The 24,870-nt window shown below is 60.5% G+C and carries 16 protein-coding genes; 7 read left to right on the forward strand and 9 right to left on the reverse strand.

The features are described from left to right. Positions 1-32 precede the first annotated feature (32 nt). The 5 genes from K7H22_RS06980 to K7H22_RS07000 all read right to left on the reverse strand — a co-directional run bounded on the left by K7H22_RS06980 (position 33) and on the right by K7H22_RS07000 (position 5,122). The gene (locus tag K7H22_RS06980; RefSeq protein WP_230800019.1) at positions 33-842 is read right to left on the reverse strand and encodes an ABC transporter permease; all 810 of its coding nucleotides are present in this window, start codon (positions 840-842) and stop codon (positions 33-35) included. Then, positions 832-1,818, reverse strand: a complete 987-nt coding sequence (locus K7H22_RS06985) for an ABC transporter permease (RefSeq protein ID WP_230800020.1) — start codon at positions 1,816-1,818, stop codon at positions 832-834. The genes K7H22_RS06980 and K7H22_RS06985 overlap by 11 nt, the downstream gene beginning before the upstream one ends. Then, on the reverse strand, positions 1,818-2,807 hold the full coding sequence (locus tag K7H22_RS06990) for an ABC transporter ATP-binding protein (RefSeq protein ID WP_230800021.1): 990 nt from the start codon (positions 2,805-2,807) through the stop codon (positions 1,818-1,820). The genes K7H22_RS06985 and K7H22_RS06990 overlap by 1 nt, the downstream gene beginning before the upstream one ends. Before the next feature lie 79 nt (positions 2,808-2,886). Continuing rightward, a complete protein-coding gene (locus tag K7H22_RS06995) occupies positions 2,887-4,044 on the reverse strand; it encodes an ABC transporter substrate-binding protein (protein ID WP_230800022.1) in 1,158 nt (385 codons plus the stop codon). A 175-nt stretch (positions 4,045-4,219) separates the two neighbouring features. Further along, positions 4,220-5,122, reverse strand: coding sequence for a LysR substrate-binding domain-containing protein (locus K7H22_RS07000; protein WP_230800023.1), 903 nt, complete (start codon positions 5,120-5,122; stop codon positions 4,220-4,222). A gap of 210 nt (positions 5,123-5,332) precedes the next feature. Between K7H22_RS07000 and selD the strand changes: the two genes are divergently transcribed. Further along, positions 5,333-7,510 carry a selenide, water dikinase SelD gene (gene selD / locus K7H22_RS07005; protein ID WP_230800024.1) on the forward strand — a complete coding sequence of 726 codons (2,178 nt, stop codon included), beginning with the start codon at positions 5,333-5,335 and terminating at the stop codon, positions 7,508-7,510. A 3-nt stretch (positions 7,511-7,513) separates the two neighbouring features. Here selD and mnmH read toward each other — a convergent pair whose 3' ends face one another. From mnmH to putA, 3 genes are all read right to left on the reverse strand, one after another. Beyond that, positions 7,514-8,560, reverse strand: a complete 1,047-nt coding sequence (gene mnmH, locus K7H22_RS07010; protein WP_230800025.1) for a tRNA 2-selenouridine(34) synthase MnmH — start codon at positions 8,558-8,560, stop codon at positions 7,514-7,516. A 128-nt stretch (positions 8,561-8,688) separates the two neighbouring features. Further along, positions 8,689-11,121 carry a heavy metal translocating P-type ATPase gene (locus K7H22_RS07015; protein WP_230800026.1) on the reverse strand — a complete coding sequence of 811 codons (2,433 nt, stop codon included), beginning with the start codon at positions 11,119-11,121 and terminating at the stop codon, positions 8,689-8,691. A 91-nt stretch (positions 11,122-11,212) separates the two neighbouring features. Then, positions 11,213-14,731 (reverse strand): bifunctional proline dehydrogenase/L-glutamate gamma-semialdehyde dehydrogenase PutA, encoded by a 3,519-nt coding sequence (putA, locus tag K7H22_RS07020; protein WP_230800027.1) that lies wholly within the window; start codon positions 14,729-14,731, stop codon positions 11,213-11,215. 134 nt (positions 14,732-14,865) lie between these two features. On the opposite strand from putA, the gene K7H22_RS07025 reads away from it, so the two are divergent. Further along, positions 14,866-15,336, forward strand: a complete 471-nt coding sequence (locus K7H22_RS07025; protein WP_230800028.1) for an Lrp/AsnC family transcriptional regulator — start codon at positions 14,866-14,868, stop codon at positions 15,334-15,336. Between the two features lie 4 nt (positions 15,337-15,340). Here K7H22_RS07025 and K7H22_RS07030 read toward each other — a convergent pair whose 3' ends face one another. Then, positions 15,341-16,468, reverse strand: a complete 1,128-nt coding sequence (locus tag K7H22_RS07030; protein ID WP_230800029.1) for a CaiB/BaiF CoA transferase family protein — start codon at positions 16,466-16,468, stop codon at positions 15,341-15,343. A 557-nt stretch (positions 16,469-17,025) separates the two neighbouring features. Here K7H22_RS07030 and K7H22_RS07035 point away from each other — a divergent pair. The 5 genes from K7H22_RS07035 (at position 17,026) to K7H22_RS07055 (ending at position 24,763) form a co-directional block, all read left to right on the forward strand. Beyond that, positions 17,026-21,507, forward strand: coding sequence for a PAS domain S-box protein (locus K7H22_RS07035; protein ID WP_230800030.1), 4,482 nt, complete (start codon positions 17,026-17,028; stop codon positions 21,505-21,507). 194 nt (positions 21,508-21,701) lie between these two features. Beyond that, entirely contained in the window at positions 21,702-22,103 is a 402-nt protein-coding gene (locus tag K7H22_RS07040; protein ID WP_230800031.1) for a response regulator, read from the forward strand. Positions 22,104-22,187: 84 nt separating this feature from the next. Continuing rightward, a complete protein-coding gene (locus tag K7H22_RS07045; protein WP_230800032.1) occupies positions 22,188-23,153 on the forward strand; it encodes a response regulator in 966 nt (321 codons plus the stop codon). Positions 23,154-23,158: 5 nt separating this feature from the next. Continuing rightward, positions 23,159-23,509, forward strand: a complete 351-nt coding sequence (locus tag K7H22_RS07050; protein WP_230800033.1) for an Hpt domain-containing protein — start codon at positions 23,159-23,161, stop codon at positions 23,507-23,509. 675 nt (positions 23,510-24,184) lie between these two features. Beyond that, positions 24,185-24,763 carry a hypothetical protein gene (locus tag K7H22_RS07055; RefSeq protein WP_230800034.1) on the forward strand — a complete coding sequence of 193 codons (579 nt, stop codon included), beginning with the start codon at positions 24,185-24,187 and terminating at the stop codon, positions 24,761-24,763. The last annotated feature ends 107 nt before the right edge of the window (positions 24,764-24,870 follow it).

Below are 24,870 nucleotides of genomic sequence, written 5' to 3' on the forward strand. Positions count from 1 at the left end.
ATGTGGTAACCTCCCTTGGGTTATAGGCTGGGTCATTTGCCGCCGCCGGCGGTCTCGGACCCGCCGCGCGTCAGGTAATAAGCGATGAGGATCGGCACGAAGGTGGTGACGAAAACGACAATCGCAACGACATTGGTGACAGGGCGCTGGCGCGGGCGCACCAACTCGTTCAGCATCCAGATCGGCAGGGTGCTTTGCTGGCCAGCGGTAAAGGTGGTCACGATCACCTCGTCAAAGGACAGCGCGAAGGCCAGCATCCCGCCCGCCAGCAGGGCAGAGCCCAGATTGGGCAGGATCACATGGCGGAAGGTCTGGAATCCGTTGGCCCCCAGATCCAATGAGGCCTCGACAATCGAGCCGGACAGCCGCCGAAATCGCGCCACCGCGTTGTTGAACACGATCACGATGCAGAAAGTCGCGTGCCCCATCAGAATGGTCCATGTGGAAAACGGGACATCCATGATCGAAAAGGCCGAGCGCAGCGACATACCGGTGATGATGCCCGGCAAGGCGATGGGCAGGATGATCAGGAGGCTGATCTGGTCACGCCCGAAAAAGCGCGACCGCGCCATCGCAGCGGCGCACAGTGTGCCAAGGATCAGCGCCATCACTGTCGACAACGCCGCCACCCGCAATGACAGATAGAGTGGCGGCCAGATATCGGCGCGATTCCAAGCCACAGCAAACCATTGCGTGGTCAGGCCCGGCGGCGGGAACTGGTAGGTGCGTTCATCCGTGGTAAAGGCATAGAGAAAGATCAGCAGGATCGGCAGGTGCAAAAACAGCAGCCCTGCAATGGCACCGGCGGTCAGGATCAGCGGCGGGCGATTGTCAGAGCGCATCGAACGCCCCCTTGCGCCGTGCCACAGTCAGATAGATCAACATGATCACGATCGGGATCACGGCAAAGGCCGCCGCCAGCGGAATATTCCCCGCCGTGCCCTGCAACTGGTAGACTGCCTGCCCGATGAAACGCCGCGACGATCCGACGATCTGCGGAATGATGTAGTCCCCCATCGTCAGCGAGAAGGTAAAGATCGAGCCTGCGATAATCCCCGGCAAGGCCAAGGGGAACACAACTGTCTGCATGGTCTGCCAGCGGCTCGCCCCCAAATCGGCAGAGGCCTCCAGCATTGACTGCGGCACACGCTCCAGCGCGGCCTGCATCGGCAAGATCATGTAGGGCAGCCAGACATAGAGGAAGACAAGCCAGGTGCCGATATAGCTGGTGGACAGCGAATTGCCCCCGATAACCGGCAGGGCGAGTATGCCATTCAACACCGCAGATGCGCCGATCCCGTCGGTGGCCCAAGTGATGATCCCCTCGCGCGCAAGGATCAGTTTCCACGCATAGACCTTGACCAGATAGGACGACCATAGCGGCAGCATCACGCCCAGATAGAACAGCGCCTTCCAATGCCCGCGCGCATAGCGGGCTGCAAAATAGGCGATGGGAAAGGCAATGACGACAGCCCCCAGCGTAACCGCCGCTGACATGGCCACCGTGCGGATGATGATATCCATATTGGCGGGGCGGAGCAGTTCTGCATAGGTCGACAGCGTGAATTCCCGCCGGATCTGGCCCGAGAATTCGTCGATGGAATAGAAGCTTTGCATCAGCAGTGCCGCAAGCGAGCCTAGATAGACGACGACCAGCCAGAGCAGCGGCAAGGCCAGAAGCGTCGCCAGCAATACGTTCGGATGCCGCCAGAAGACCGCAGATACGCGGTCACCCAAGCCACGCGCGGGCAGAATCGCACCCGAGGGTTGAACCCCGTCATGGCCAGGGTCGCGCGCAGGATCGGCGGCCAGCGTCATCAGCCCTGCTCCATCGGGTGCATGGCCTGCGCATCCCAGTTCAGACCCACCTCGGCGCCTTGGGCGGGCACCGGCAGACCTTTGGTCACGAACACGGACAGTTCGCCCCCCGGCACGGCCACGATAACGCGGGTTCCCGATCCAAGATAACGCAGCGCCTGCACCCGCCCGCGCACGCATGCGCCCTCCTCAACGATCCGCACCGCTTCGGGCCGCAGGCTGGCGGGGCGCGCCGCGCCGCCAAATCCGGCGGCCATCTCGGCGCTCAGCACGTTTGACGAGCCGACAAAATCAGCCACGAACCGCGTGCGGGGCTTCTCATAAATCTCGGCCGGGGTGCCGATCTGGGCGATCTGCCCTTCCGAGAACACCGCCACCTGATCGGCCATCGACAGCGCTTCGCCCTGATCATGGGTGACGAAGACAAAAGTGATGCCCAGTCGCTGTTGCAGGGCTTTCAACTCGTCCTGCATCGCCTCGCGCAGCTTGAGATCCAGCGCGCCCAAAGGCTCGTCCAGCAGCAGAACGCGCGGCTCGTTGATCAGGGCGCGCGCCAAAGCCACCCGCTGGCGCTGACCACCCGACAACTCGCCCGGCTTGCGCGAACCGTGATGGTCCAGCTTGACCAGTGCCAGCAGTTCATCCGCGCGCGACAGGCGTGTGCGCTTGTCCACGCCCTTGACCATCAGCCCGTAGGCGACGTTGTCGCGCACATTCATATGGGGAAACAGGGCGTAGTCCTGAAACACCGTGTTCACATTGCGCCGGTTGGGCGGCACATCAATGCAATCCTGCCCAAAGATACGGATCTGTCCGCCTGTCGGCTGCTCAAACCCCGAGATCAGGCGCAGGCAGGTGGTCTTGCCCGAACCGGAAGGGCCAAGCATGGCAAAGAACGTGCCCTCCGCAATGTTCAGGGTCACGCCATCCACCGCACGGATGGACCCGAAGTGGCGCGATACATTGAGGAATTCTACTGCTGTGGTCATGGCGTCTTCCGGGTCAGGCAAAGGCACCCCCCGCTTGCGCGGGGGTACCGATACAGGGGTGGTTAGAGAGAAGGACGCGTCAGCGGCCGCCGATCACACCGATATAATCCGACACCCAGCGGTAATAGGGCACACATTCTTCCTGACTTTCGCATCGGGTAACGGGCGTGGTCCAGAAGCGGATCCGCTCGAAATCGTCAAAGCCGTTCTTGGTGCAACCCTCGGCGGTCTGCATCCCGCGTCCGTCGGTGCAGGCAGCCGGAACAACGGGGTTTGCCCCGAACCAGACCGACAGGTCGGCCTGAAGGTTCGATGACAGCGTATGCTCGATCCACTGATAGGCGCAGGTCGTGTTTTCCGCATTCACATGCATCATGGTGGTATCAGCCCAGCCGGTTGCACCCTCTTGCGGGATCACGCTTGCCACAGGTACGCCATCCGCCTGCAACAGGTTCACCTGAAATGGCCATGTGCCCGATGCGGCCATGCCCTCATTGCGGAAATCGTCCATCTGGATGAAGGCGTCGTGCCAGTAGCGGGCGGTGAGCGTGCGCTGCACGCGCAGCAGATCCAAGGCTGCGTTATACTGTTCCTGGTTCAACTCATAAGGCGATGTGATGCCCAGTTCGGGTTTATGGAACATGAGGTACTGCGCCGCATCCGCAACATGGATCGGCCCGTCATAGGCCTGCACGCGGCCCTTGTTGGTTTGACCATCCGGCAGGTCCATTTCCTCGAACACGACATTCCATGAAGTCGGGGGCGTATCCCCGAACACTTCAGTGTTATACATCAGCACGTTCGGCCCCCACTGATAGGGGACACCGTAGTGAACGCCGTCCACCACATACCACGGCGCGTTCTTCAACCTCTCGTCCACTGTGCCCCAAGAGGGGATCAGGGACAGGTTGATCGGCTGCACACGTCCTCCAGCGACAAGCCGCAGCGAGGCATCTCCCGAGGCGGTGACCAGATCGAACCCGCCCTCGTTCATCAAGGCGACCATCTCGTCCGAGGTATTGGCAGTCTTGACCTGCACCATGCAGCCCGTCGCCTCCTCGAATTTGGTGACCCAGTCGAAATCGGCCACGGTCTCGCCGCGCTCGATATATCCGGGCCATGCCACGATGTTCAGTTTGCCCTCTGGAGTGCCAAGCGCGCCAACCTGCGCCAGCGCAGGCGTTACCCCCAGCATCGCTGCAAGTGCCGTGGTTCCCATAAGTCTTAGATGTCTCATGTCCTTGCTCCCTGTGTCATGGCCTTCCGGTGGCCGCGTTTTCTGTTTGCAGCCAGCCTATGAGGGGGTGCTTGCTTCGCAATATCAAAATCCAGAAGCGAGCCATCGGCTTTTCCGATGGCTTGACATGGTTACGGGTTTTTGCAGGTTTTTCGGACCGTTGCCGGAAAAAGGCCTAGCGGCCGGGCAAAGTGGATTGGGCAACCCTGATGAAATTTCGGGCTTGCGGGCTCAAAGGAGCGCCGCGCCGCCATGCCAGACCGACCTGCACAGTCGGCAGGTCGCCCGACACATCGCGTATCTCGATTCGGTCGCCTTCCAGCGACCAAGGGCGGTAAACCAATCCCGGCAGGATCGCGAGGCCCGCGCCAGTGGCGACGAGGCTCCGCACCGCCTCGACCGAGCGGGTGCGGAAAGCGATGGAGGGTTTGACAGCCATTGCAGCCATCAACTGGCGCATGCTTTCCTCGATTTCGTCGACCATCAACTGGATCAGCGGTTCCTCGGCCAGTTGTTCCAAAGCGATCGCATCCGCCTGCCCCAAAGGATGGCCCAATGGCAACCACAGCCGGTAGGGAGAGACCAACAGGGTTTCGACATTCAGCGCCATCCGGTCATGCACCGAGGATGTCAGCAGCACGGCGACATCCAACTCTCCGCCGATCAGCAGATGTTGCAGATATTCGCCATTATCCTCGATCACGTTCAACTCGACCCGGGGATGGGCGCGACGAAAGCGTGACAGGATATCCGACAGCACATAGCCCGCGACCAGCGAGGTCACGCCCAGCGCCAGCCTGCCGCCTTCCTGATCGGCCTGATCGCGGAAAGCCTGCCTTGCATTGGATACATCGGCCAGAATTTGCTGGGCATGACGCAGGAACTGGCTGCCAAGATGCGTGATCTCCAGCCCGCGTGCCTGACGGTTGAAGAGGGTCACACCCAGATCATCCTCCAATGCGCGGAGCGCCTCGGTCACCGAGGATTGCGAGATCGACAGCACACGCGCCGCACCGGTCACCGAACCCTGTTCGGCAGCGGCGATGAAAAACTGAAGCTGTCGCAAGGTGAATGCCAAACCGCCCTACCCGCCTTGTTGCGTGACGCTTCGGTTAGACCCCAGAAAACCGGCTGTCGCAACAAAAGCTTGGATACAGCCTGAGCCGCGCCCAACAAAGCGGCCCGGCGATGGCAATGTCGTCTTGCCGTCCGTTTCACAGCCTAGTGCATGGCTCTTGGCGACAGTTTGGGCTAAAGGCCGCAGAACAAGTCTTACAAAGGCCCGCCCATGCACCTGCCCCTTCCCCTGACCCGTGATCTTGTCTTGATCGGCGGCGGCCACACGCATGCACTGGTGTTGCGGAGATGGGCCATGGCGCCTTTGGCAGGTGCGCGCGTCACCGTGATCAACCCTGCGCCCACTGCCCCCTATACTGGCATGTTGCCCGGCCATATCGCAGGCCATTACAGCCGCGAGGATCTGGATATAGACCTTGTCCGCCTTGCCCGTTCCGCAGGCGCGCGGCTGATCCTTGACCGCGTTGTAGGGCTGGATGCGGTCGGCCGCGTTCTGAATCTGCAAACGGGGCGGGTTCTGGACTATGATGTCGCCTCGCTCGATATCGGGATAACGGCGGAAATGCCCGCGATTACGGGCTTTTCCGATCATGCCGTTGGAGCCAAGCCACTGGACGTCTATGCCAGCAAATGGCGCGGCTTTCTGGCCGATGTCGCGGCCGGCCGCAGCCAGCCGCGCGTCGCCGTGATCGGAGCCGGTGTTGCTGGTGTCGAACTGGCGATGGCCATGGCGCATGGCATCACGCGTCTGGGCCTGACGCCCGAGGTCCATCTGGTCGAGGCCGCAGGTGATCTGACAGGCACAGGGCCCGCGACGCGCAAGCGCTTGTTGCGGGCGCTGGTGGCAAATGGCGTGACATTGCAGGCCGACGCACGGGTGCAACAGATTACGGCGCAGGGTATTGCCATGCAGGATGGGCGATTCATCGACGCCGACCTGGTCGTCGGGGCCGCGGGTGCCTTTCCGCAGGGCTGGCTTGCCAAGACCAGTTTGCAGCTGACAGATGGTTTCGTGACCGTAGATGCCGACTTGCGTGTCGCGGGCCATGACTCGCTGTTCGCCACAGGCGATTGCGCCCATATGGCCCATGCCCCGCGTCCCAAGGCGGGTGTGTTCGCCGTGCGGGCCGCGCCTGTCCTTTATGACAACCTGCGCGCGGTGCTGACAGGCCAGCCGACACGGCCGTTCCGGCCACAGCGCGACTATCTCAAGCTGATCTCGCTGGGCGCGAAATCCGCCGTGGCCGAGAAATTCGGCCTCGCCTTTTCCGGTCGCTGGCTGTGGCAATGGAAGGATCGTATCGACCAAAGCTTTATGGATCAGTTCCGCACCCTGCCCGTGATGGCCGGTCCGACCCTGCCGCAAACCCGCGCGCTGGGGGTCGAGGCGTTGGGGGCTGTGGATCAGCCGCTCTGCGGTGGATGTGGCTCGAAACTGGGGGCCGAGGCGTTGTATTCCGTGCTGCACCGCCTGCCCGCGCCGCAGCGCCCCGATATCCTCAGCAAGCCCGGCGACGATGCGGCGATCCTTGCCATGGGCGGGGCGAGTCAGGTGATCACGACAGACCATCTGCGGGCATTTACCAGCGATCCGGTCCTGATGGCGCGGATCACGGCGATCCATGCCTTGGGCGATATCTGGGCGATGGGTGCCGCGCCACAGGTCGCTACCGCAACGGTAATCCTGCCGCCGATGTCCCCTGACTTGCAGACCCGTATGATGGACGAGGTGATGCAAGCCGCAAGTGCCGTGTTCCGCGCAACAGGGGCCGAGATTGTGGGCGGGCATTCGACAACTGGGGCGGAACTGACACTTGGCTTTACGGTGACGGGCCTCTGCGAGGGGCCGCCGATCACCCATGCAGGCGCGAAAGCGGGCGATGCGCTGATCCTGACACGGCCCATCGGGTCGGGCACCCTGCTGGCCGCCGAGATGCAGATGCGCGCGGACGGGCGGCATATCGCGGCTCTTCTGGCGCGGATGGCGATGCCGCAGGGCGATGCGGCGCAGGTTCTGCGCGATGCCCATGCCATGACCGATGTGACGGGTTTCGGACTTGCGGGGCATCTGCTGGCGATCTGCCGCGCCTCGGGATTGGGGGCGTATGTGCGGCTGGCGGATATTCCCGTCTATGACGGGGCAGAAGACCTTGCCGCAGCGGGAATCCGTTCGACCGCCTATGCCGCCAATAGCGCTGCCGCGCCGGTGACTGGGGCCAGCGGCGCAAGGGGCGCCTTGCTGCACGATCCGCAAACGGCAGGCGGGTTGCTGGCAGCCGTCGATCCCGATCAGGCCGACAGCATTGTTGCGGCCTTGCGCGCCCTTGGGCATGAAGCCGCGCTGATCGGCAGCATGACCGCAGAGGCCCCTGCAATCCGGTGCAAGTGATTCTCACAAACCGGTGATGGCCAGAATTTCATCGGCAGCTTTGTCCAGATCATCCTCCGCCAGACCGGACAGCGAGATATGCGCCAGCGGCGCGCGCCCTCTTGCCTGCGCCTTGACGTAGCGCGGGTCGTAATGCCGTGCGACCAGATCTTCTGCCAATGCCTCGAACGCACCCTCTTGCGCCATAGCTTGCCAGATCTCGATCCGTTCCGCCCCGTGATAGACCTTGAGCGGGGCCAGCCGCGCGCACAGCAGGTCCACATCGGCCAGCAGATCGGCATAGGCCCGCGTCAGGTAGCGCGCACGCGCCGCCAGCGGAGCGTCGATCCGCACGTGATCGGCGGCCATCATGGCCTGCCACAGGCTGGGTGGCAGGATCATGCGCCCGATCTTGTTGCTTTCCGCCTCGACAAACACCGGACGGGCCGGATCAAGGCGGGCCAAGGCCATGGCGACCCGACTTTCAAAACCTTTCTGCGAGGGCTGCCCACCTGCAACCCCGCCCAGAAGCGAGCCGCGATGCGCGGCCATGCCTTCCAGATCCACCACCTGCGCCCCTGCCTTCGCAAGACGGACCAGCAGCCGCGTCTTGCCGGTTCCCGTGCCGCCGTCAATCAGGATCAGGCGATGCGCCAGAGGCTGATCATAAAGCGCCTGCACCACCAGCCTGCGATAGCTTTTATAGCCGCCCTCGATCAGTTCCACACGCCAGCCGACCTGCGCAAGGATCGAGGCGAAAGACCCCGACCGCTGCCCGCCACGCCAGCAATAGACCAAAGGCCGCCAGCTTCCATCGCGATCTGCCAATGGCCCTTCCAGATGATCCGCAGCATTGCGCGCAACCAGCGCGGCCCCAACCTTGCGCGCCAGAAACCGGTCCTGTTTCACATAGATCGTGCCGACCTGCGCGCGCTCGTCATCCGACAGGACTGGCAGATTGATCGCCCCCGGGATGTGATCCTCGGCATATTCCGACGGGGCGCGCACGTCGATGATCTGATCGAAGGGCAGCGCCGCGAGTGCGGCAAGGGAGGTCAGTTTGAGTGCCATTGCGCTTTCACACCAGATACGAATATCGCTGCACCTAGCGGGCCTGCCTGCAAATGACCACTGTCCCCTGTTCCATCTTGTTAAAAATACGCATGCCAAGCGCAGACAGCAGAAGCATAAAAATCTTGTCAGGCCACCGCCCGCAACCGTCGCAAGCGCAGCGCATTGGTGATCACCAGCACGGACGAGGCCGCCATCGCGCCGCTGGCCAGCATCGGCGACAGCATCGGCCCGCCGAAAATGGCCAGAAGTCCCGCCGCGACGGGGATCAGTGCTACGTTATAGCCGAAGGCCCAGACAAGGTTCTGGCGGATATTGGACATGGTGCGCAGGCTGATCCTGTGCGCTGTGGCGACACCGCGCAGATCACCGGACATCAGCACCACATCCGCCGCCTCGATCGCGACATCGGTGCCACTGCCCATGGCAATGCCCACATCCGCCGCGGCAAGGGCCGGTGCATCATTGATCCCGTCCCCAACAAATCCGACTCGGCCCTGTCTGGCCAGTTCAGCCAGCGCCTCGGCCTTGACCGTGGGCATAACGCCCGCGATGACCGTTTCGATCCCCAGTTCCGCCGCCACCGCATCCGCTGCGGCGCGGCTGTCGCCGGTGATCATCGCCGGACGGACACCGGCCGCTTTCAGCGCGTCGATCACGCTGCGCGCCTCGGGCTTGATCCGGTCGGACACCGCCAAAGCCGCAATGATGCGGTCGTCAAAAGCGGCAAACAAGACGCTACGGCCTTCGGCTTCCCAAGCGGCGACCGTGCCGGCCAAACCCTGCGGAATGTCGTCAAAGAACCGCGCGGCACCTACCTTGAGCATGCGCCCCTCGATCCGACCGGCCACACCAAGACCCGCATGCGCTTTGGCGTCCGCCACATTTGGCAGGGTCAACCCCCGCGCCTCGGCTTCCGCAACGACAGCACGTGCAATCGGATGGTCGCTTGTCGCCTCAAGTGCGGCAATCGCGGCCAGTGTTGTATCCTCGCTCCCGTCCAGCACCGTCACGCCCGTGACGACGGGTTTGCCAAGCGTCAGGGTGCCGGTCTTGTCAAAGGCCATGATCTGCACGCCTTGTAGTGCCTGCAAGGCATCGCCGCGCCGGAACAGCACACCCAGTTCCGAGGCGCGCCCTGTGCCCACCATGATCGACACCGGCACCGCAAGCCCCATCGCGCAGGGACAGGCCACGACCAACACCGATACAGCCGCCACGACAGCCAGACCCAAGGCCGGTGCAGGACCGAAGGCCAGCCAGAGGCCCAGCGTCACCAAAGCAGTCGCAATCACGACCGGCACGAAGATGGCCGTGACACGGTCCACCAGCGACTGGATCGGCAGTTTCGCGCCCTGTGCGTCGGCCACGGCGGCCATGATCTGCGACAGGACGGTATCCTTGCCCGTAGCCGTGGCGCGGATCATCAGAGCGCCTGCGCCGTTCACCGTACCGCCGATCACCCGCTCACCCGCAGCGCGCGTGACGGGCAGCGGCTCGCCCGTGACCATGGATTCGTCGATATCCGAGCGGCCCTCGATAATCTCGCCATCTGTCGGGACACGGGCACCGGGGCGCAACTCGATCTCGTCGCCGGTGACCAGATCGCCGATCGCGATCATCTGCATCACCCCGTCGCGCCGCACCCGCGCCTCGCGCACCTGCAAGCCTGCCAGTTTGCGGATCGCCTGCCCCGCCTGCCCGCGCGCCCGCGCTTCAAGCCAGCGACCCAGCAGGATCAGGGTCACGATCACGGCGGCAGCCTCGAAATAGACCTCGGCTGTGCCGGGCGGCAGAATGCCGGGGGCGAAGGTCGCCACGGTCGAAAACCCCCAAGCCGCCGATGTGCCCAGCGCCACCAACGCGTTCATATCCGGCGCACGGTGCAAAAGCGCCGGCACGCCCAGTTTGAAGAACCGCAGGCCAGGCCCGAACAGCACCAGTGAGGTCAGGACGAACTGGATCGTCCAGCTTGTCCCCATCCCGATTGTGCCATGCAGCCAGTGATGGAAAGGCGGCCAGACATGCCCACCCATCGCCAGCACCATGACAGGCAGGGTCAACAAGCCCGCAAGCAGCGTGTCGCGGCGCAGTCTGGCGATGTCAGCGGCGTCACGTTCCGCAGCGGCGTCAGGCCTGTCGTCCGTCAGGGTGCTGGCGGCATAACCTGCCCGTTTGACAGCAGCGATCAGATCCGCTTCGTCCACCGCGCCCACAAGAATACGCAACCGCGCCTGCCCGTTTGCAAGGTTGAAAGCGGCAGATACGACACCCGGAACCGCCGCCAAAGCCGCTTCGATCCGCGCCACGCATGAGCCGCAGGTCGCGCCATCGACGCGCAGTCTGACATCTTCCTCGGCGGCAGGATAGCCCGCCTTGGCCAGTGCCGCTGCCGCATGTGCAGGTGTCACAGCGCCGTCATGCGCGACCTCGGCCCGCCTTGTGGCAAGGTTCACACGGGCCTCGTGCACGCCGTCCACACCGGACAGAGCGGCTTCGGCGCGACGCACGCAGCCAGCACAGCTCAGGCCAGTCACATCAAGTCGCAGCGTCTGTTGCATCGGACCGCCTTCATATTCCAATTGCGACAGATAAACGCCTTTACTGCGCGGAATTCAAGAGAACAGCTTAGTCAGCACTTGCGGCGATGGATCACATCGCCGCGACGACAGCTTCATGTTCCTCGGCCTCGGCTGCCAGCAAGGCGGCATTGCCACCAGCTGCCGTGGTGTCGATGCAGATATGTCGTTCGATCCGGCAACGCGCGGCCAGATCGGTCCCACAGGACAACCCGACAAGGGCACCGTCGCGGGCCGCCAAAGCCCTGCGCGCCGAGGCCAGATCGCGTTTGTCGGACCAGAGCGCGACCAGATCGAAACCGCGCAAATGTTCCAACGCTCCGCGCGGCAGGACCGCATCAATGCCTTGGGCGGCAGGCACAGCCGGTGCCACGGCCAAGGCATAGCAGCCGTTGTCCCGCGCGATCCGCACCTGTTCGGCGGCGTCGGCGGCAGTCGGGCCAAGGCACAGGACGATTCCGCGACCAAAGGTCGACAAGCGGTTCGATTCCCCGGTCGGCCCGGGCAGGTCGGTCACAGACAGGCGGGGCATATTCAGCCCGCGCAACTGGTCCAGCCGCGCCTGCACTGTGGCCACATCGGCGGCCTTGCCAGCCTGCCCCGCACGATCCACCGGCGCCGTCTTGAGAAAACGCGGCACATAGGACGGCCCGCCCGCCTTGGGTCCGGTGCCCGACAGACCCTCGCCGCCAAAGGGTTGGCTGCCGACAATGGCGCCGATCTGGTTGCGGTTCACATAGGCATTACCGACCTTGAGGCGCGATGTCACCTGCTCGACCCGCCCGTCAATCCGTGTATGGAGACCGAAGGTCAGGCCGAAACGGCTGGCATTGACCGCATCCACGACCTTGTCGATCTGGTCGGCGCGGAATGTCGCGACATGCAGGATCGGGCCAAACACCTCGCGCTCCAGCGCCTCGATTCCGGATACACGGATCACGGCGGGGCCGATGAAATGGCCCTTCGCTGGCGCATCCATCGCCTTGAGAAGACTTCCAGCCTTGCGCGCGTCGGCGATATACTGTGCAAAATCCGACTGTGCGCGTGCGTCGATGACGGGACCGACATCCACATCATGGTGCCACGGGTTGCCAAGGCGCAATTCATCCATCGCCCCGAACAGCATTTCAAGGAACGGCTTCTCGATATCCTTTTGCAGATAGAGCACCCGCAGCGCCGAGCATCGTTGTCCCGCCGATTGGAAGGCCGAGGCGATGATATCGCGCACTGCCTGTTCGGGCAGGGCTGTGCTGTCCACGATCATGGCATTCAACCCGCCGGTTTCCGCGATCAGCGGTGCATCGGGGGCCATGTCTTCGGCCATTGTGCGGTTGATCCGCTGGGCGGTGGCGGTTGATCCTGTGAAGCAGACGCCGCCCACCCGCGCATCTCCGGTCAGAACCGGACCAAGCACCGAACCGGCGCCGGGCAACAGTTGCAAAGCGCTGCGCGGAATCCCCGCTTCATGCATCAGGCGCACGGCCACATGCGCGCATAGCGCAGTGGTTTCCGCCGGTTTAGCCAGAACCGCATTGCCCGCAGCCAGCGCGGCCGCGATCTGTCCGGTGAAAATCGCCAGCGGAAAGTTCCACGGCGAGATACAGGTGAATATTCCCCGCGCCTCGCCCTTGGCCTCGATCCCGCGCGCGGCGTAGTAGCGCAGGAAGTCCACCGCTTCGCGCAGTTCGGCGATTGCATCCTTGGGCGTCTTGCCAGCCTCGCGCGACAGCACGGCAAAGATTTCACCGAAATTCTGTTCGTAAAGGTCGGCCGCGCGGTTCAGCACATCGGCGCGCTTATGGGCATCGGCAGCCCATGGTGCAGCCGCACCGATTGCCGCTGTTGCATCCGCAGCAGAGCAGATCGCGGTCTGCCCCACGATGTCGGCGGGATCGGCGGGATTGATCGCCTCTATCCGTTCTTCCGCCGCCAGATCAACAGCGGCCAATGGACCAGCCTGCCATTGATAGGGCGCGGCAAAGGGCGCGCGGGCCGTGTCAATCATTTCAAGATCGAAGGCTTCATGCAGATCGAAACCCTTGGAATTGGGGCGCTCGGGCGCATAGAGATCCGACGGGTCCCTGACAGCCGCAGAACGCCTTGCAGCCACGCCCTCAAGCGCGTCAAAGGGATCGGCCGCGACTACTTCGGGCGGCACATCCTCGTCCACGATCTGGTTCACAAAGCTGGAATTGGCACCGTTTTCCAGCAGACGCCGCACCAGATAAGCCAGCAGATCACGATGTGCCCCGACAGGTGCATAGATTCGGCAGCGCGTGCCGGCCTCTTTCATCACGACGTCATGCAGAACCTCGCCCATGCCATGCAATCGCTGGAATTCGAAAGACGATCTGTCGCCCGCCATTTCAAGGATCGCGGCCACGGTATGGGCATTATGCGTCGCAAATTGCGGATAGATCCGGTCAGTCATGCCCAGCAGTTTTTGCGCGCAGCAAAGATAGGACACATCCGTTGCGGCCTTTCGGGTAAAGACCGGAAAGCCGTTCAGCCCTTCCACCTGCGCGCGTTTGATCTCGGTATCCCAATAGGCGCCCTTGACCAGACGGACCATGATACGGCGGTCCAGGTCCTCGCTCAGCACGTGCAACCAGTCGATCACAAGTGCCGCGCGCTTGCCGTAAGCCTGCACCACCACGCCAAAGCCGTCCCAGCCTGCCAAATCGGGATGGCGCAGCACCGCCTCGATCACGTCCAGCGACAGATCCAGACGATCCGCCTCTTCCGCGTCGATGTTCAGCCCCATGCCGGCCTTGCGTGCCGCCAGTGCCAACTCCAGTGTTGATGGCACCAGTTCGGCCATCACACGGTCATGCTGGCCCACTTCGTAGCGCGGATGCAACGCGCTGAGCTTGATCGAGATGCCGGGATTGGCGCGGATATCGGTGTTCGCGCATTCGCCCGCCAGTTTGGTAATCGCGTTCGCATAGGCCGTGTGGTATTTTTTGGCATCCTTCGCGGTCAAAGCCGCCTCGCCCAGCATGTCGTAAGAGAAGGTAAAGCCCTGCGCCGCCCGCGTGCCACCGCGCTTGATCGCCTCGGATATGTCGCGGCCCAGCACGAATTGATGTCCCAGTTCTTTCATCGCACGGCTGACAGCGGTGCGGATCACAGGCTCGCCCAGACGCTTGACCGCGCCGTGCAGGATATTGGCGACGCCGGGGGTGTGATCTTCTTTCAGAACCTTGCCCGTCAACATTAACGCCCATGTCGAGGCATTCACAAGGCTTGAGGAGGACCGCCCCAGATGCGCGCCCCATTCGGACGGGGCGATCTTGTCCTCGATCAGATCGTCGATGGTTTCGCGATCCGGCACACGCAGCAACGCCTCGGCCAGACACATCAGCGCAATGCCTTCATCGGTGGACAGGCCGTATTCGGACAGGAACACTTCCATCAGGCCGGGGCGGCCTGATCCGCGGATCGACTTGACCAAACCGACGGCGCGTTGACGCGCTGCGGCGCGACTTGCGCTATCGGGCGCCGAATCCGTCCGCAGCCTGTCCAGCACCGCATCCTCGGGCTGGTGGTGGGTGGCACGAATTTCATCACGAAGCAGGGCAAGACGAGACATTGGGAACTCCGGCCAGAGAAATGAGGGGGGTTATCTGGCCTTCAGAATAGCAGATGCTTGACAGTCGTTTTTCCCGTTGATCAAGGTTGCACAAGCCGATTGGATTTCATTGCGGCTCTTTTGAAGGAATATCCATGCCAGACGAGGCAAAATCAGAACCGCTTGATCGGATCGACACCAAGATTCTGCGTGAACTTAGCACTGACGGGCGCATCGCGATCACCGACCTTGCCAAAAAGGTCGGCCTGTCCAAAAGCCCCTGTCAGGTCAGGATGAAACGCCTGCAGGATCAGGGCTATATCCAAGGGTTCCGCGCCGTGCTGAACCCCTCCAAGCTGGGGCTGGATCACGTGGCTTTTGCCGAGGTCAGGTTGACCGACACCACGGAAAAGGCGCTGACAGCCTTCAACCGCGCGGTGATGGATGTGCCGGAAATCGAGCAATGCCATATGATTGCAGGCTCTTTCGACTATCTGCTCAAGATCCGCAGCAGCGATATCCAAGCCTATAGGCAGATATTGGGCGAGGTGATTTCGGCGCTGCCCTACGTCGGATCAACCTCGACCCATGTGTCGATGCAGGCGGTCAAGGACAGCGCGTTCTAGATCGTCAGGTCAGCACACCCTCATCACGCAACCGCGCCAGCTCTGCCGCATCATAGCCCAATGCCGACAGGATCGCGTCAGTATCCTGTCCGGCAGCACCCGGCGCGGCAGGGGCTGCGGCAGGGGTACGGTCAAAGCGCGGCGCAGGGGCGGCCTGCATGACGCCCCCCACCCTGACAAAGGTGCCCCGCGCGGCAGTTTGCGGATGATGCTCTACCTCGTCCCAGTCCAGCACAGGGGCGACACAGGCATCGGACCCTGCGAAAATCTCCATCCATTCGTCGCGGGTTTTGCGGGCAAAGACCTGGGCGTATAACGCGCGCCTGTCCGCCCATGTCGCGGGATCGGCCTGATCGTGGCAATGCGCGGCAGGCAATCCGGCCAGTTCGACCAGTTCGGCGAAAAACTGCGGCTCCAGCGGACCTACCGACAGGGCGCGCCCGTCCTTGGTCACATAGCAGCGGTAATAGGGCGCGCCACCGTCCAGCATATTTCCCTCGCGTCCCTTTCTCCACCAACCCTGCGCCAGCCCCTGATGGATCAACCCCATCATCGCGGGCACACCATCCACCATCGCGGCGTCCACAACCTGCCCGCGTCCTGACTTGCCTCGTTCGAACAGGGCGGCCAACACACCGAAGATCAAAAACATTGTCCCGCCACCATAATCTGCCACCAGATTGAGCGGCGGCACAGGCGGGCCATCCGCAGCGCCGATCGCCCCCAAGGCGCCGGACAAAGCCAGATAATTGATATCGTGTCCTGCTGTCATGGCCAGTGGTCCGGTCTGCCCCCAGCCTGTCATTCTTCCAATGATCAACCTTGGATTGATCTCATGGCAATCCGACGGGCCAAGCCCCAGTTTCTCCATCACACCGGGACGAAAACCCTCGATCAGGATATCGGCCTGCCCGATCAGGCGGCGCGCTGCGTCTAGCCCTAGCGGGGATTTCAGATTCAGCGCGACAGAGTGTTTTCCGCGCCGGTTCACCTCGGTCGGGTCGGCCGCAGCTGACTTGCGGTCGATCACGACCACTTCCGCGCCAAGATCCGCCAGCAATTGTCCCGCCAGCGGACAGGGGCCAAGCCCCGCCATTTCAACAATTTTCAATCCGTCGAGCGGCCCTGCCATTCCAATGTGCCTCCATACATGAAAGCTGCAAGTTTGCAGGTTGAACGCCGGATGCCAAGACCAGAACGGATGCAGCCCCCTGAGCGGACAGAGAGGCTAGAAAATGCGGCTAACGCCTTCAACGCCGGGTTGTCGGGATGTCATATCGCCGCATGGTTCGGCACAGTGTTCTGCTCTGCAATATCGCGCAAGCAAATTGGTGACCGAAACCGCGCAACCAGACTTTTGCAGGCCTTTACCCTTTTCAGAGAATGTGATTGAAACGAATAAAATTACACTCATATCTTTTATCTTTTGAATATGCTGTTCGTGCAGCAGTCAGCGGATAGACAAACAATCGGGGGAGTTGCGATCCGGTGGCCAGCGTTGAACAGTGACAGATTGTAGATTGATCTTAGCGAAGACGCGCTGCTTGACTTCAATTGCATCTTTTTCGCAACAGGATGAAGACTTGCATCACATCAGGGCTATCACGCAGCGACTGACAAGGGGATGTGGTTGTCAAGGGTGACGCACAGCGTTGCATTTACCCTCGAACCCCGGCGGGAGGGACAGGCTTGAAGCAGGAAACCATCGTCATTTCGTTTCTGAACGAACTTGTACGAACGCCGGCAGCAGATCTGGACACGGCGATCACGCGGGTTCTTGGCGGTATGGCGCAGATCTGCGAGGCGGATCGTGGATATGTCTTTCTTTTCCGTTCAGACGAGGTGATGGACAATACACACGAATGGGTGGCGCAGGGCGTAGAGCCGATGCGCGACAAGCTGCAGGGTCTTCCCATCAGCGTCATTGATGGCTGGCAGGCGACGCTGGACGCGGACAAGGTCGTTCACATTCCAGCCGTGCGTGCATTGGCCGACGAAGCCCCTGAAAAGGCGACGCTCGAGATGCAGGACATCCTGTCCGTGATGGTCGTCCCGATCCTTGAAGACGATCGTCTGGTGGGCCTTGCCGGGCTGGACCGCACGAAAGTGGAAGCACCGTTCACGGATGACCAAATCAAGATGCTGCGGGCCGTTGCGGATCTGATCCAATCTGCGCTGATGCGAAAAGAGGCCGTAAAAGACCTTGAGCGGACCAAGGACAAACTGGAGCTGACGCTGGCCGCCCTGCCCGATCTGCTACTAGAAGTGGATCACGACGGCATCTATCGCAGATCGCATCATACGCTCAATCACGGGTGGGCCTACGAGCCGAACGCGGTTCTGGGAAAAACTCTGGAAGAGGTGCTGCGCCCCGAGATCGCAGCCGAACGTCGCCGCATGATGGCCGAGGTTCGGGAAGGCAAGGTCATAACCGGTGTCGAGCAATTGCTGCACCTGGACGATCCGCAAAGCTGGGTCGAAGTCTCGGTGTCGCTGCGTGAGGGGCTTGGGCAGGACGATCCGGGTGGCTATCTGTTCCTGATCCGTAATATCAGCGAGCGGAAGAACCGCGAAGCCGAGTTGGCCGACGCGCGGATGGCTTTGACGCAGGCCTCGGAAGAACGCGACGCGGTGGCGTCGCGCCTGCATGATCTGGCAAAGATCAGTGATGACTGGGTATGGGAACAGGACGCTGAAGGCCGGTATACCTTTATCTCACATAATATAGAGCGTTTTGGCGTCGGTGTTGATTTCTTTCTGGGTCGCTTGCGGATGGACGTCGCGCGCGATGCCGGCATTGATCCTGACGAGCCGGGCTTCAACTTGATCACCCAAAAGATGAAAGCGCGCGAACCATTCCGCAACGTGATCTACAAAGCCCCCAACCTTGAGGGTGACCCGATCTATTTTCGGTTCAGCGCATCCCCGATTTTCGATTCAGCAGGAACATTCCTGGGCTATCGCGGCATGGGATCGGATGTAACCGAACTGCGCCGGAACGAAACCGAGGCGCGCGAAACCGCCAATCGCTTCGAGGCAATCATGGCGGCGGTGCCAGACCTGTTGTTCGAAATCGACGCCACGGGCCGGTACACCGGCTTTCTGGCCGGACCTAAACATATGCAGATGCCGGTCGAGGGGCCACTTGCCGGCAAGAAAATCGACGATGTTCTGCCGCCCGACGTGGCCGCAATCGCCCATGACGCGCTTGAACGGGTGATTGCCGAGGGCGCGATAACCGGTCTGCGCTATCCCCTCGAAATAAACGGGAAGCGCTATGCATTCGAGATTGCAGGCGCGCGCAAGGATTCCCCCCTGCCCGAGGGAATGACCAGTGCAATCTTTGTTGTGCGGGACGTGACAAACGATACGGCACAGCGTGAAGAATTGCTCAAGATGGGAAAGATTGTCGAGGCGATGACGAATTTCGTCGTTGTTGTCGACCGTGAACAACGGATTGTCTGGTTCAACCGTGCCTTCAGCGAAAAATGCGGTTGGACGCTGGACGAGGTGCGCGGCGCGCTGTTCGAGGATCTGGTTCGCTGCCCCGAGAGCGACAGCGCCGTAGATGACGCGTTGCAAGAAGCGCTTGCCCGAAAAGAGCCTTTCCGCGGCGAAACCATCAACAAGGATCGCCACGGCAATCGCTACTGGATCGACTTCAACGTCCAGCCGCTGTTCGGCGTGGACGGGGCGTTGCAGGGCTATGTCACCGTCGAGACCGACATTACCGAACACAAGCGCCAGCGTATCGAAGTCAACAGGCTTGCTGCCGAAGCCACGGCCATGCGTCAAAGGCTTGAGAATGCGCTTGATGCGCTGCCCGACAGTGTCGTGATCTTTGATTCAGAGGATAAGCTGGTCATCGCCAATTACGCCTATCGCAAGATGTTTCCGGGCCTCGATCCGATCCTCGTTGAAGGTGCGACGCTGGAGGGTATCCTCCGACGCGGGCTTGAGATCAACGTATTGCCGGGTGGCGGAGACGGGGCCGATATCGACGCGGTTTTGGCTGAAAGGCTGCGTATCTACGCACAGCCACGCTTTGTAGACGAGGTGGCCCTGCCCGATGGCCGTTGGGTCCGGCGAATCAATGTCCGCACCTCTGATGGCGGCTGCATCACTGTGGCCATCGACATCACCACCAAACGCAACCAGATTATCGCCCTTGATGCGGCCAATGCGGAACTGACCAATGCGCTGAAAGACCGTGACGAGGTCGAACAGCAACTGACCAAGGTCATGGAAGGGGCCGCAATCGGTACATGGGAATGGAATGCCGCATCGAACCGCCTGACCGTGGGCGGCGAGTGGCGCCAAATCCTTGGTTACGACAAAAGCCAGACGCCGACCATGGATCTGGCAAGTTTCCGTACTCTGGTTCATCCGGACGATCTGCAGATCTTTGACAATCTCGGTCATGTCGGCAGCGAAAACGCGACCGCCATGGCCGAAAGCGAATTCCGGATGCGCCATAGTGACGGTCACTGGATATGGATCTTGTCCCGCAGCCAGATTACCCGTTTCGGTCCCGACGGTTCGCCCGAAGTGATCGGCGGTGTGCATCTGAATATTTCGGACCGCAAGAAGTTGGAGCAGGATCTTGAGGCTGGCAAAGGCTTTCTTGAACAGGTCATGGATGCGAGCATTGCAGCCATCGTCGTGATGAATGGCGAAGGCCGTATCATCTATGCCAATAGCGAGGCCGAGCGCATCCTAAGCCTCACGCGCGACAACATGACGGATCTGACTTATAACGCACCTGTCTGGCGCTCCAGCCGTCTGGATGGCTCGCCTATTCCGGACGAAGAGTTGCCCTTCTCGCGCGCGATATCCGAAGGCAAACCCGTGCGCGACGTCCGTTTTGCCATCCAATGGGACGACGGCACAAAGCGCTTCATCTCGGTCAATGCGGTCGCCTTTACGGGCGAGGGCAACGAAATGCGCGTTGTGACCTCGTTCAACGATATCACCGAGGAACTGGCGACGAACCTGCGTCTGGAACAGGCGCGTATCCAGGCCGAAGAAGCCAGCAAATCGAAGTCCATGTTCCTTGCCAATATGAGCCACGAGATCCGGACCCCGTTGAACGGCGTGCTGGGCATGGCCGAAGTGCTGGAAGGTACGCTGACCGAAGATCGCCAGCGCCGTATGATCGGTACGATCCGCAGTTCCGGCGAGATGCTTCTCAGCATTCTCAATGACATCCTCGATATGTCCAAAATCGAAGCCGGCAAAATGGAGATCGAGAAAGTCCCTTTCATTGTCAACGACCTGGCCCAACCGGTCGAGGCGCTAAACGCGATCCGCGCCGAAGAGAAGGGGCTGGAATTCCGCGTTCATACAAACAGCGGATGCGCGCTGCCGGTCTTGGGCGATCCCCACCGGATCAGCCAAATCCTGAACAACCTGCTGCACAACTCGATCAAGTTTACCGACAAAGGCTCGGTAACGCTGACCATGCAGTGCCAGCCTGGTGATCCGCTGGACATCGAGGTCAGCGACACCGGCATGGGCATGTCCGCAACACAGGTGGCGCGTATTCTGGATAGTTTCGAACAGGCCGATGGCACCATCACACGGCGTTTCGGTGGCACCGGCTTGGGTATGTCTATCGTGCGCCAGTTGGTTGCGTTGATGGAGGGCGAGATTTCCGTCGAAAGCCAGCCGGGCATGGGCACAACGATCCGTGTGCGGCTCCCCCTTCCCGCAGCAGAAATGCCACATGCGCCCGAAAGAGAACGCGTTGCCCAGATTGCGGAACAGAATATCTGTCTGGCGCATCTGCGGGCACTGGTCGCGGATGACAATCCGACCAACCGTATCGTGATCGAGGAAATGCTGAGCGGGACCGGCATGGACATCGTAATGGTTGAAAATGGGCGTGAAGCTGTCGACGCATGGTCGACCAGTGCCGAGAATGGCAGGCCTTTCGATATCATCCTGATGGATATTTCGATGCCTGTCATGGACGGCGTCACGGCTCTGGGAGAGATACGGGACCAAGAATACCATAGAGGTGTGTCACCCGTCTCGGTTATTGCTGTCACGGCGAACGCAATGCCGCATCAGGTGGCGGATTATCTGATTGCTGGCTTTGACACGCATCTGGCCAAACCGTTCAAGCGCGCCGAATTGTTACATGCAATCCTGACCCTGACGCAGGATTAACAATAGCTTCTGCACGCCTTGGTTGATCGTCATGCAACAGGTGCGTGTGCAGCGTTAAAAAACGTCAACAATGGTCAGAGGATTTTCTTTCTTTTGCCCGAAAGTCGGGGTTTAACTATGGTCATTGCAAAAAAACGTCGGGTCCTGCAATGATGGGCGCCGGCGCGAATTGACTATTATGGCGAAAAGTTGAAATGACCTTCAAGATCCTTCTAGCCGAAGACGACGAAGTGACCCAGCAGATCGTGAGATCGCTGCTGTCTGGGATTGCTGGTATTGATGTGACAGTGACAGATGACGGACGCCAAGCTTTGGAGGCCGCGCTGAAGCAACCCTATGATCTGATGATTTTCGATCAGAACATGCCCCACATCAACGGCGACCGTGTGATCCGGCATCTCAGGGCCGGCAATTCCTGTAACAGGGATACCCGTGTGATCCGTTTCACAGCCGAAGCCGAAGCGTTGCGCCAGCCGCCTTCGGGCTGCCACTCGGATATTATCATGCCGAAACCGATCCGCGGCGCGGAATTCGTTGGGGTGATTGAAGGGGTTATGGCAAACAGGTCGCACACCCATGAAAACGGTATCCTATAGGTTGAAAAATGCTGTAAATTTGCCCTACTCCCGACATATTCCGTTGGCACCTTGAGACGAAATAGATGATCGAGGATTGGCAGAATGAAAGACCTTCGGATACTTGCAGTTGACGACGACAAAGCCTTCCAGATGGTGTTGCAGGGCACGCTGGCACAGCTTGGCTATCACGACGTCACGAGCGTTCCCTCGGCCAGTGCGGCGCTTAAAGTCATTCGCAACAGCCCGCAGCTTTTCGACGGTTTCCTCCTCGATATCGAGATGCCTGAGGTCGATGGTGTCGAACTTTGCCGCCGAATCCGCGCCATGTCTGTCTATCGCAAGACACCGATCATCATGGTGACGTCGCTCGCCGACAAGCATTTCGTTGACGGGGCTTTCGCTGCAGGCGCTACCGATTATTTCACCAAACCGCTGGATGAAATCGAACTGCGCGCGCGCCTTCAGGTGATGCGCCAACTGGTCGACGAACGTCAGCGCGCGCTTGACCTGCTGGACGAGTTGAAATCCTGGTCCGATCTGCCGAAGTCGAAGGTCAAATTCGACGCGCCGCTCTCGGTGATCAGCGCGAACTGGATGGTGGAATATCTGGCGATGCAGAACCATCTGCTGACGCTTAACCGTCTTCAACTGTTCGGTCACGCCGCGATCGGCTTTACGGTGACCAATGCCGCCGAGGCCTTCCGCCTGACCGATCATGTCGGCTATATCGACTATCTTGCGAATATCGCCACGGTGATCGCCGAGACGCTCAAGACATCCCCCTTCAGCATGGCACATGCCGGACAGGGCGATTTTGTTGTGTTGACCAACCGTACAGCTGTCAGCGATCCGCGGCGCCTGCAGGAAGACGTCCGCGCCGGTGTTGGCAGCTATCAGAAACTCTATTCCAGCCTTAGCCTGCCAAGCCCTGTCATTCAGGTAGGGACGCCGGTATCGGCCAGTATATTCAGCCAGCGCGCCGAAATCTCGTCGCTTCTGGACCGTGCACGTATGTCTGCACAAATCGGGCTGGAGGAAGGCTTTAGCCCACAGAAGCAAAGGGATTGACGGGGATGAACGCCAACGCTGCCAGAAAGGTGCCAGACGGACTGCCGGACATGCTGCACGCAGCGCATCAGGTCTTTGTCAATCTGACGACAGACAGGATTTTGCGCATCGAAGCGCTGAAGGAAGCCGTGCATAAGGGCGAGGAACCCGTTCCCTCCCTTACCGAGATCGCGCAGATCTCGCACAAGATTGCGGGTGTCGCGGGCACATTGGGTTACCCCGATATTGGCGATCGCGCCCGATCAGTCGAACAGCGCCTGAAGTCCGACCTTGGCACGGACGAGCCATTGCGGAGCTGGAGCACGATCGCACCCGATATCGAGGCCTTGCTGGACGCTCTGGAAGAACTGCTGTGATCAAAGCGTTGGATATTTCCATTTCACATTAACGTCTCAAACCCGACTTGGTGAAGCGTCACGGGCTCGTGCGGGGCGGATATGCGCAACATCCTGCAGCAGAAGGCCTGAACCGGAAATCGTAAAGTCGCCTTAAAGGTGATTTTATGCTGGCTGTTGGCAGCGCACCCCCCCCCTCATTGAAAGCCTGCTCAGACTCGATCTGTCGAATGGCACGATTTCCCCTTTATTGACCACGATTGAGTGACAATAAAAGCACGGTACAGCCATGACAGACAGCGCTGACCCATCAATCTTGCAATTGAAAAAGCTACCTAAAATTTGCCACAATCCAAGCTGCCACACATCTCAAAAGCATGTGTGCCAGCATCTTTCCGGGGCATGAGACAACATTCGAAGTATTCTTTAGGCCCTTGCTTTGCTGTGATTTTTTGAAGTTTCGTGTAACGCGATCCGCGTCCGCGTTGGGAACTTTAACAGCACAACGCACCAAATATAGAAATATACTTTAGGTAGTTTTTTCCTTGAATATTTAGCTTTCTCCAAGGCTATAACTGCCTTTTTCGCGTCACAATTCAATTTTCATTCACCAGCCTTATTGGTAGATAATCCCGCTATGAGATGAATGCCCGACTTGCGAGCTTAGTCTCCAGACTTTTGACGGGAGTGACTTAGATGTTCACCACACCAAAAACCCTTTTGAAAACTCTCTCGGCAGGCAGCATTTTGACGCTTGCTGCTGCCTGTGCTCAACCTCAGCCTGTGCCGATTGTTGCGGATATGTATTTTGACAAGTTTTCTGCTGCGCAGTCTGCCGAGAATGGCGTGCCCTTCTGCGACCTGAACTCTGACGATTTCACACCGGAACTTGTCGCCCAGATCCGCAGCAATCCGAACTACGACCGCAACCTTGCCATCTGGCTAGAGGAATGCCCCGAACTGGCACTGGCCTTTGCTGACTATGGGACGGCGTCGATCGCATCGCCGGCAGCTGGCAGAAGAGACAGCGGATTGAACAGCGGTCGGTTGGGCGGAGGCGGCAAAGTCAAAGTCAAAGACAATCCCAAACCCAATTCCAAACCCTCTCCCAAACCCGACCCCAAACCCAAACCCAAACCCGACCATAAACCCAAACCCGACCCCAAACCCAAACCCGACCATAAACCCAAACCCGACCATAAACCCAAACCCGACCCCAAACCCAAACCCAAACCCGACCATAAACCCAAACCCGACCGTAAACCCAAAGTTTAGTAACATGGAGAAGGCTGTAACTTCTGCGAGTGTGCGGAGTCCGAGTTTTCGAATTCAAGTCCCAACTCCATCGGCGTAATGTGGTCGACATCATCTCAAGTGGACTA

The organism is Seohaeicola saemankumensis (genome assembly GCF_021021435.1).
Taxonomy (GTDB): Bacteria; Pseudomonadota; Alphaproteobacteria; order Rhodobacterales; family Rhodobacteraceae; genus Seohaeicola.